Source organism: Sphingomonas sp. CCH15-F11, assembly GCF_001557005.1.
GTDB lineage: Bacteria > Pseudomonadota > Alphaproteobacteria > Sphingomonadales > Sphingomonadaceae > Sphingomonas.
In genome coordinates, this window is the sequence record NZ_LSKG01000151.1 from 1 (window position 1) to 8762 (window position 8762).

The following is an 8762-nucleotide window of genomic DNA, read 5'->3' on the forward strand; positions in this document are numbered from 1 at the left end:
CCGCCGGCGTTCCCGTTGCCGTTGCCGCCAGCGTTGCCGTTGTCGTTCCCACCGGCATTGCCGTTGCCGTTGCCGCCAGCATTGCCATTGTCGTTCCCACCGGCATTGCCGTTGCCGTTACCGCCAGCGTTGCCGTTGTCGTTGCCACCGGCGTTGCCGTTGCCGTTCCCGCCGGCGTTGCCGTTGCCATTGCCACCAGCGTTACCGTTGTCGCTCCCGCCGGCGTTGCCGTTGCCGTTGCCGCCAGCATTGCCGTTGTCGGTCCCACCGGCGTTGCCGTTGTCATTGCCGGCAGCGCTTCCGTTGTCATTGCCACCGGCGTTGCCGTTGTCATTGCCGGCAGCGCTTCCGTCGCCGTTGCCGCCGTTATCGCCGCTGGCGTTGCCGTCCAGGTTGTTGGCCACACCGTCATCAACCGTTGGGGCGCGCACGTCGGCAATCACCGCGCGGATCGTCGCTGCCTCGATACTGGCGATCTGCACCGCGGTCGAACCGCCGACCAGGCCATTGGTCACCTTCCCGAGATCCGCTGCGGTGGCCGTGATCGGGCTGGTGATCATCTGAACCTGATCGATTTCGACGGCGCTATCCACGCTTGCGGGCGTCGTGACAGCGACCTGGCCGTCGGTGTCGGAATCGATCTGTGCGGCGTCATCGGCCTCGGCCGGGGTGGGCGCAGCCCCGCCCGGCGCACTGCGCTGGGGCGAATCGATCGTCCGCGTATCCTGGCCCTGCACGGTCAGTCGAAACCGGTCCGCGGCAGACACGATCGCCACCACGCCGGGGCGGATCAGTTCGCGCGCGCCGCCGTCGCTCGTCGCGGTTTCCACGGCTCCTTCGACGACCTGAAGCGAAGAGCCCTGGTCGGTGACGGTGATGGAGAAGGTCGTGCCCTTCACCACCGCGGCGAGATAGGGGGTGCGCACGCCGAAATGCGGATTGGGCTTCTTCTCGATCTGGAAGATCGCGTTGCCCCAGTCCTGCAGCACGTCGACGACGCCGCGCTGCGCCGTCGCTTGCGGGATGCGCACGCGGCTGTTGGCGTTGACGGTCATGAAATCCTTGCCGCGCACCACCACGACGCGTCCGCCCGCACCAGTCGCGACGGTGGCACCTTCGGCGACCGGCGTGCCGCGTTTCGCCGCGTGCTTGCCGGCCGCGTCCTGGATCGTCACCGGCCCGGATGCTTCGCTGATGGTCCAGCCGTTGCCTTGGGCCAATGCCGCCGGGCTGGCGGACATCAGGAATGCAATTGCGGCGGTCTGAGCGAACCGATTCATGGTCAAAACCTTTGTATGGAGTTTGCCATTTATCGGGCGAGGCTTTCTCGGACGTTTTCATGCCTGGTTAACGCACTGATCTCTTGAGGAAGTTGTAACGCTTGGCACGCTATTGCGGCGTCGAAGATTGACCATGTCCACGATCCGCACCACCCTCTTGGCGCTCGCCCTTTTCGTTGCGCTTCCGTTCGGAGCCCCTGCTTTCGGGCAGAACGCGCTCGACCGCGTACAGCCGCCCGCCACGCGCGAGGAGCGCGCCCCGGCCGACACCCGCACCGAAAGCGAACCCGTTCAGGTCGATGTGGACCAGCCGGCAACGGCGGCATCCCCGTCAAGTCGCGCGGTGATGGTGGGCGCGATCGCCCTAAAAGGGCTGCGCAGCCTGGCCCCGGCCGATTTCGCCGACCTGCTCGCCACGCGGGTGGGGCGCACGCTGACCCCCGACGCGCTTGCCCGGCTGGCTTCCGACATCGCGGAACGCGCCCGTGCGCAGGGACTGGTGTTCGCGTCCGCCTGGATCGGCGTCCAGCAGATCGAGAATGGCGTGCTGACCATCGAGGTCGACGAGGGGCGGATCGAGGAGATCCGCTTCGACGGTGCCGAGGACCGGGCGGTGCGCGCGGCGCTGAGCCCGCTGATCAGCGACGCGCCGGTGCATGTCGGCGCGCTTGAACGGCGTTTGCTGATCGCCGGCGATGTCGACGGGGTGCAGATTCGCAGCAGCCGCTTCGTGCGCGAGGGCGGGCGAGGGATTTTGATCGTGCGCGTCGTCCGTGACCGGATCGCCGGGCGGCTTACGTTCGCAAACGAAGGGACCCGGCCGATCGGCCCCGAACAGCTGACGCTCGACGTCGATTTCAATGCGCTGCTGGCCACCGACGATTCGCTGACGCTGACCTGGTCGGGAACCGCGATCGAGCCGAACGAGCTGCAGTTCGGCCGAATCCGCTATGAAAAGCGCATCAACCGCAGTGGCACCGAATTGTCGGTCACGGCGACAGGATCGGGCGCACGCCCCGGTGCCTATCTCGAGCCGTTCCGGATCCGCAGCCACAGCTGGTATGTCGGCGGTGCGATTCTTCATCCACTGTGGCGGCGTCGCTCGACAAGTCTGTGGTTCGAAGGCGAATTCGGTGTCCGTAACCTGATGCAGTCACGCGCCGGCCAGCTGGTTCGCGACGATCGCATGGCCACCGCGCGCGGCACGATCTATGGCCATCGCGACATCGCCGGCGGCCGGTTGCGCATCAGCGCGAGCGTGTCGCAGGGCCTCGACCTTTTCGGCGCGACCGATGCCGGCGATCCGATGGCGTCGCGGCGCGATGCGGATGCGACCTACACCACCGTCAGCCTGTGGACCGACTGGTTGCGCGACCTTGGCGGCAATGCGAGCGTGAGGCTGGCGGCGCTGACCCAGCTTTCGTCGCAACCCCTGCTCATCGCAGCCGAGATCGGGCTGGGCGGCACCGGTTTCCTGCGCGGATATGACTGGTCGGAACGCAGCGGCGATCAGGGCGCGATGGGCCTGGCCGAATTGCGCTACGCGATCGACCGCCCATTCGGCATCGCACGACGGGCCCAGCTTTACGCCTTTGTCGACGGGGGCAGGGTGACGAACCTGCGCAGCGGCTTCGGCAGCGGTTCGCTCGCCTCGGCCGGCGGCGGGATCAGGGCGGATATCACCCCGAAATTCGGGGCAAGCCTTGAAGTTGCCGCCCCGCTGACCGGACGACGTTATGACACCGGCGATCGCACGCCGAAGATCAATTTCAGGCTTGTGCGGTCCTTCTGAGCGTGTCCGGGCGATGACGTCATCCGGGCGAGGCCGCCGCGCATCCCGACCGCGCGCCTAGCGCCGGACGTCCCGCGCGCCTGAATGGAACAGCGCGATATCGGCGCGCCCGAACAGGCTCACATCGCCGGGCAGGGTGTGTTTCAGGCAGGCCAGCGCCAGTCCCGACGCGGCAATGCCCTGCAAGTCCTGGCCGCAATGCAGGCCGTGCAGGATGCCGGCCGCAAACGCATCCCCCGCGCCGATCCGGTCGACGATGCCGTCGACCACGACCGCGTCGGTCTCGTGGCCTTGCGCGGGTGTGTCGATCCGTGCGGACAGGGCGTGGCGGTCGCTGGTCTGGACCTCGCGCGCGGTCGACGCGATGTATCTGAGGCCGGGAAACGTGCCGAATGCCGCTTCCGCCGCACGGCGGCGGCCGTCGGGATCATTCCCGTCGAATGGCTTGTCGAGCAGCAGGCTGACATCGCGGTGATTTCCGAACAGCATGTCGGCCGCGGCAATGAGCGTCGACAGCGTCGCGCGCGGATCGCTGGTCCAGCGTTCCCAAAGCTTTGACCGATAGTTGCAGTCGAACGATACCGGGATTCCCGCCGATCGCGCGAACGTCACAGCGTCGATCGCGGCCTGCGCGGCGTTCGGCCCAAGCGCCGCAGTGATTCCGGAGACGTGCAGCCGCGCGGCGCCGGTCAGCAGGCTGGGCCAGTCGAACGCATCGGCGGGCGCATCGGCAAAGGCGGAGGCGGTGCGATCGTAAATCACCTCGGCCGGGCGCATGCCACTGCCCGGCGAAAGGAAATACAGACCCATGCGTCCGTCCCCGCAGGACACCCGGCTGCAATCGACGCCACGGGCCCGCACCGCGGAGACGGCCCCGCGCCCCAGCGCATTGTCGGGGACGATGCTGATCAGCGCACTGGCATGACCCAGGCAGGCAAGCGCAACCGCGACATTTGCCTCCGCGCCGCCGACCTCAACATCGAAACGGCCGCTCTGCATCAGCAGCTCCCGCCCCGGCGCGGCCAGCCGCAGCAGCAGCTCGCCGAAGCAAATGATCTGACCGGCGCTCATGCAGGCTTTCCCCCTTTTCAGGCGTGTTCGCACACCCCGACACCATTTGACATTTGAACGAAGCGGTTATCGGTTCAATCCCATCGGCAAATCGCGTCTACGAAATGCCCGGAAACCTGTCCAATCCCGAACTTCGCCGCCTCGACCAAAAGGCGACCGGCCTGAAAGGGCTGTCGAGAGGAGAATTTGTTTTTATGTTATAGATACTTGGATGTTTTTATTGATATCGAATGCGAGGTTTGAGCAGGACGTCCGGGGGGTAATTCCGCGTAACTGTCCTTTTGCGAACCGGCCCGATTCAAATGTGGCGGATGGGGTGGGATTCGAACCCACGGTGAGCTTGCACCCACGGCGGTTTTCAAGACCGCTGCCTTAAACCACTCGGCCACCCATCCGTCCCGACGGGGCCATTTGATCGGCTTTCGGATCGCGCGCAAGCCGCATGTCGCGCCCTGCGCCAAACGGGGGTTCATCGCGCGCGCGGGCTGTGGCAGGGTATCGGGATGTTAAGAAAGCTGCGTTCATCATTTCGCCCGTTCACGCTTGCCGCGGTCGGTGCGGCGACGCTCGTTCTGGGCCCGGCCGCGCCCGCGCAGGACGATGCGGGCTTCGCGCGCTACCTGGAGGAACTGCGCGGGCAAGCGACCGCCGCCGGGGTGTCGCGCGCAACCGCCGACGCGGTCTTCCCCACGCTGACGCTCAACCCGCGCGTGATCGAGCTCGACCGCGCGCAGCCCGGCGGCGGGTCGACTGCGGCGATCCCCGCATTTGCGCCCTATCGCGCGCGGCATGTCGATGCGGCGCGGATCAGCCGTGGGCGGGTCGCCTATCAGGCCAATCGCGCGCGCCTTGCCGGGATCGAGCGCGACACTGGCGTGCCCGAGTCGATCATGGTCGCGATCTGGGGGCATGAGACCAATTATGGCGGCTATACCGGCGATTTCGACCTGCCGCGCGCGCTGGCGACGCTGGCCTATGAGGGGCGGCGGCGCGAGCTGTTCGCGGGCGAATTCATCGCGACGCTCAAGCTGATCGATCGCGGCATCCCGCGCGAACGGCTGAAGGGCAGCTGGGCCGGGGCAACCGGCTATCCCCAGTTCCTGCCTTCCATCTACCTGCGCGTGGCGCGCGACGGCGACGGCGACGGCACGGCCGATATCTGGCGCAGCGAAGCCGACGCGCTCGCGTCGATCGGCAATTACCTCGTCGACGCGGGCTGGCGGAAGGGCCAGCCCTGGGGCGTCGCGGTGAACGTGCCGGCGACGCTGGACCGCGGCGCGCTGGGCAACGCGACCGTCTCGCCGCGCTGCCCGCGCGTGCATGAGCGGCACAGCCGGTGGCGGACGATGGCGGAATGGCGGGCGCTGGGAATCGTACCGCAAAATGGCGCATGGCCCGCCGACGACGTGCTGGCGACCCTGCTGGAGCCCGACGGACCGGGGCAGACCGCGTATCTGCTGACCGGCAACTACCGGGTCATCCTCGATTATAACTGCTCCAATTTCTATGCACTTTCGGTGGGGTTGCTGGCCGATGAAGTCGCGCGTTGACCTGACGTTGGCGGCGCTGCTGTCGCTGGGCGCGGCCACTGCGGCGGCGCAGGACACGCCCGCCACGCTTTATCCGGCAGACGCGGCGGACAAACCGCGCGGCAGTTCGGGCGAAGGTGCTGCCGCGCGCCATGACGAGGTCGGGCCCGTCGGCGTGCAGTCCGACCTGGCCGGGATGCGGATCGTCCATCCCGCACTCGCCGCAGGCGACGTGGTCGAGGTGACCGCGCTTGCCAACGGCCACAACGTGCTGGCGATCGTCCAGGCCGGCGCGGCGGACCGCGGGCGGATCGCGTCGATTTCCCCCGCGCTGGCCGACGCGCTCGGCATCGCGGCTGGCGATGCGGTGCGGCTGCGCAAGGTGGTGGCCTCGGCGGCCGATCGCGCGGCGTTGCGGGCAGGTGGCAAGGCAGCGGCGCGGCTCGACTCACCGCCCGCCTTGCTCGCCGGACTGCGCGCGACGCTGGCCGCGCGCGCCCAGCCGGCCGCATCGGCACCGACGCCTTCGGTCACCGCGCCGACCCGCAGGCGGGCGACCCCGCCCGTACGGTCGGTGGCGAAACCGACGCGTGTCGCGGTTCCCGCGGGAACCGGCTATTTCGTGCGCGTTGCCGTGCTGTCCATCCGCGAAAGGGCCGACAGCGTGGCGCGCGAGCTGGACGGTGAGGTGGTCGCGGCGGGCAAGCTTCATCTCGTTCGAATCGGGCCCTTGCCTGATCGCGCGGCGGCTGCGAAAGCTCGCGAACGGGCGGTCGCGCGCGGGTTCAAGGACGCGCTGATCGTCGCTGCGCCCTGACGTCCACTTTCATTCGAGTTCCCGATTGCCATGAAGAAATTGTCGCTCGCCACGCTCGCGCTGCTCGCTACCCTGGCGCCTGCCACCGCGCAGACGCCGCCCTTCCAGACCCCGGCCCCGGTCGCATATCTGGAGGACCTGTCCTCGGGCGCGGTGCTGTATGCCAAGGACGCCGACCGGCGGATGCCGCCCGCGTCGATGGCCAAGATGATGACCGCCTATGTCGCGTTCGACCTGATCAGGAAGGGCGAGATCAAGCTCGACCAGATGATCGAGGTGCGGCCGGAAACCTGGCGCAAATGGCATGGGCCGGAAGCGGGATCGACGATGTTCCTGTCGCCCGGCGAGCGGGTGAGCGTCGAGAACCTGCTCTATGGCATCGTCGTCCTGTCGGGCAACGACGCCTGTGTCGTGCTGGCGGAGGGAATTGCCGGAACCGAGGAAGCGTTCGTCAACCTGATGAATCAGCGCGCGAAGGAACTGGGCCTGGCCAACAGCCAGTTCGGCAATTCCAACGGATGGCCCGACGAGGGCAGGACGTTCGTGACCGCGCGCGACCTCGCCCGGCTTGCCACGCGGACGATCCAGGATTTTCCGGGCCTCTACAAGCAGTTCTACAGCAAGGACAGCTTCACCTGGGGCAAGACGCTGGGCAAGGGCGATGCGATCACGCAGGCCAATCGCGATCCCCTGCTGGGCCGCGTGCGCGGTGCCGACGGGCTGAAGACCGGGCATACCGAAGAGGCCGGATACGGCTTTACCGGTTCGGCCGAACAGGAAGGCCGGCGGCTGGTGATGGTGCTCGCCGGGCTGAACAGCTTCAACCAGCGGATCGAGGAATCGGTGCGCTTCATGGAATGGGGTTTCGGTGCGTGGAAATCGCGCCCGATCGTGAAGGCCGGGCGGCGGGTGGAAAGCGCCGATGTCCAGCTGGGCGCGGAGTCGACCGTGGGGCTGGTCGCGCCGCGCGACTTGGCGGTCACGCTGCCGGCGGGCCTGTCGCCGCAGTTGAGCGCCAAGGTGGTCTATGACGGCCCGATCAAGGCGCCGATCCGCAAGGGCCAGCAGATCGCGCAGCTGGTCGTGCAGGCGCCGGGCATGGCACCGCAGTCGTTGCCGCTGGTGGCCGAGGCCGATGTGGGCGAGGCGGGCTTTTTCGGGCGCGCCTGGGCCGGGCTGAAGTCGCTGTTCGGCGCTTGAACGGCCGCTTCATCACGCTGGAAGGCGGGGAGGGGGCGGGCAAGTCGACCCAGGCCCGGTTACTGGTCGACGCGCTCGCCGCGCGCGGCATCGACGCGGTGCTGACCCGCGAGCCGGGCGGCAGCGCGGGCGCGGAGGCGGTCCGCGCGCTGTTGATGCAGGGCGATGTCGGGCGATGGAGCGGGCGCAGCGAGGCGCTGTTGTTCGCCGCCGCGCGCGCCGACCATGTCGAACGGCTGATCCAACCGGCGCTGGCGGCCGGACGCTGGGTGGTCTGTGACCGGTACATCGACAGCACGCGCGCCTATCAGGGTGCGCAGGGCATTGCCGACGCCGATATCCTCGCGCTCCATGCCTTTGGGTCGGGAGGTTTGATGCCCGATCGCACGCTGCTGCTCCACGTCGATCAGGCGACCGGCACGGCGCGGATGCGCGCGCGCGACGGCGGGGCAATCGACCGCTTTGCAGAGCGCGACGCGGGTTTTCATCGGGCGGTCGCCGCCGGGTTCGACCGGATCGCCGCGGCGGAGCCTGCGCGTGTGCGCCGGATCGACGCCGGCGATGCCCCCGACATCGTCCATGCCGCGATCATCGACATGATCGCCGACCTGCTGCCATGACGTCACTGCGCGGGAATGCGGCCGCGATCGCGGCGTTCGACGCAGCGATGACCGGGGGCAAGCCGCATCACGCATGGCTGATCGCCGGGCCGCAGGGCGTGGGGAAGGGTGCCTTTGCGCGCGAGGCGGCGCGGCGCATCCTGACCCGCGCGGCGCCGCTGCCCAATATCGACGATCTGATCGCGGCGGGGTCGCACCCCGATTATCGCGAGCTGGTGCGCCTCCCCAAGGATCCGGAGAAGCCCGAACAGGACATCGCACGCAGCATCCGGATCGATCAGGTCCGCGCGCTGCAGCCGGTTCTGGCGACCAAGCCGGCCTTGTCGCCCGTGCGCGTGATCGTCATCGACGCGATCGACGACCTCGAGCGTCCGGCCGCCAATGCGCTGTTGAAGAATCTGGAGGAGCCGCCGACGGGGACGATTTTCCTCCTGGTCAGCCATGCGCCGGGCC

The 8762-nt window shown here is 68.2% G+C and carries 7 protein-coding genes, 1 tRNA gene and 1 pseudogene; 6 read left to right on the forward strand and 3 right to left on the reverse strand.

The window, feature by feature from the left end:
- Positions 1-1241 (reverse strand): FecR family protein (locus AX709_RS18760; RefSeq protein WP_197432042.1); only part of this gene is annotated, 1241 nt, incomplete at its 3' end.
- Positions 1242-1413: 172 nt separating this feature from the next.
- On the opposite strand from AX709_RS18760, the gene AX709_RS15530 reads away from it, so the two are divergent.
- The gene (locus tag AX709_RS15530) at positions 1414-3072 is read left to right on the forward strand and encodes a ShlB/FhaC/HecB family hemolysin secretion/activation protein (RefSeq protein ID WP_066550667.1); all 1659 of its coding nucleotides are present in this window, start codon (positions 1414-1416) and stop codon (positions 3070-3072) included.
- A gap of 57 nt (positions 3073-3129) precedes the next feature.
- Here AX709_RS15530 and AX709_RS15535 read toward each other — a convergent pair whose 3' ends face one another.
- Together AX709_RS15535 and AX709_RS15540 are read right to left on the reverse strand one after the other, a co-directional pair.
- Positions 3130-4143, reverse strand: a complete 1014-nt coding sequence (locus tag AX709_RS15535) for a sugar kinase (RefSeq protein ID WP_066550669.1) — start codon at positions 4141-4143, stop codon at positions 3130-3132.
- Between the two features lie 305 nt (positions 4144-4448).
- Positions 4449-4538: transfer RNA gene (locus AX709_RS15540), tRNA-Ser, on the reverse strand.
- Between the two features lie 108 nt (positions 4539-4646).
- Here AX709_RS15540 and AX709_RS15545 point away from each other — a divergent pair.
- From AX709_RS15545 to AX709_RS15565, 5 genes and pseudogenes are all read left to right on the forward strand, one after another.
- The gene (locus AX709_RS15545; RefSeq protein WP_066478711.1) at positions 4647-5693 is read left to right on the forward strand and encodes a lytic murein transglycosylase; all 1047 of its coding nucleotides are present in this window, start codon (positions 4647-4649) and stop codon (positions 5691-5693) included.
- On the forward strand, positions 5677-6489 hold the full coding sequence (locus tag AX709_RS15550; RefSeq protein WP_066550671.1) for an SPOR domain-containing protein: 813 nt from the start codon (positions 5677-5679) through the stop codon (positions 6487-6489). Before AX709_RS15545 ends, AX709_RS15550 begins: the two co-directional genes overlap by 17 nt.
- 30 nt (positions 6490-6519) lie before the next feature.
- Positions 6520-7689 carry a D-alanyl-D-alanine carboxypeptidase family protein gene (locus AX709_RS15555; protein WP_066478706.1) on the forward strand — a complete coding sequence of 390 codons (1170 nt, stop codon included), beginning with the start codon at positions 6520-6522 and terminating at the stop codon, positions 7687-7689.
- A complete protein-coding gene (gene tmk / locus AX709_RS15560; protein ID WP_066478703.1) occupies positions 7686-8309 on the forward strand; it encodes a dTMP kinase in 624 nt (207 codons plus the stop codon). The genes AX709_RS15555 and tmk overlap by 4 nt, the downstream gene beginning before the upstream one ends.
- Positions 8306-8762, forward strand: a pseudogene (locus tag AX709_RS15565) (DNA polymerase III subunit delta'); the annotation flags it as partial. The gene tmk and the pseudogene AX709_RS15565, both read left to right, overlap by 4 nt.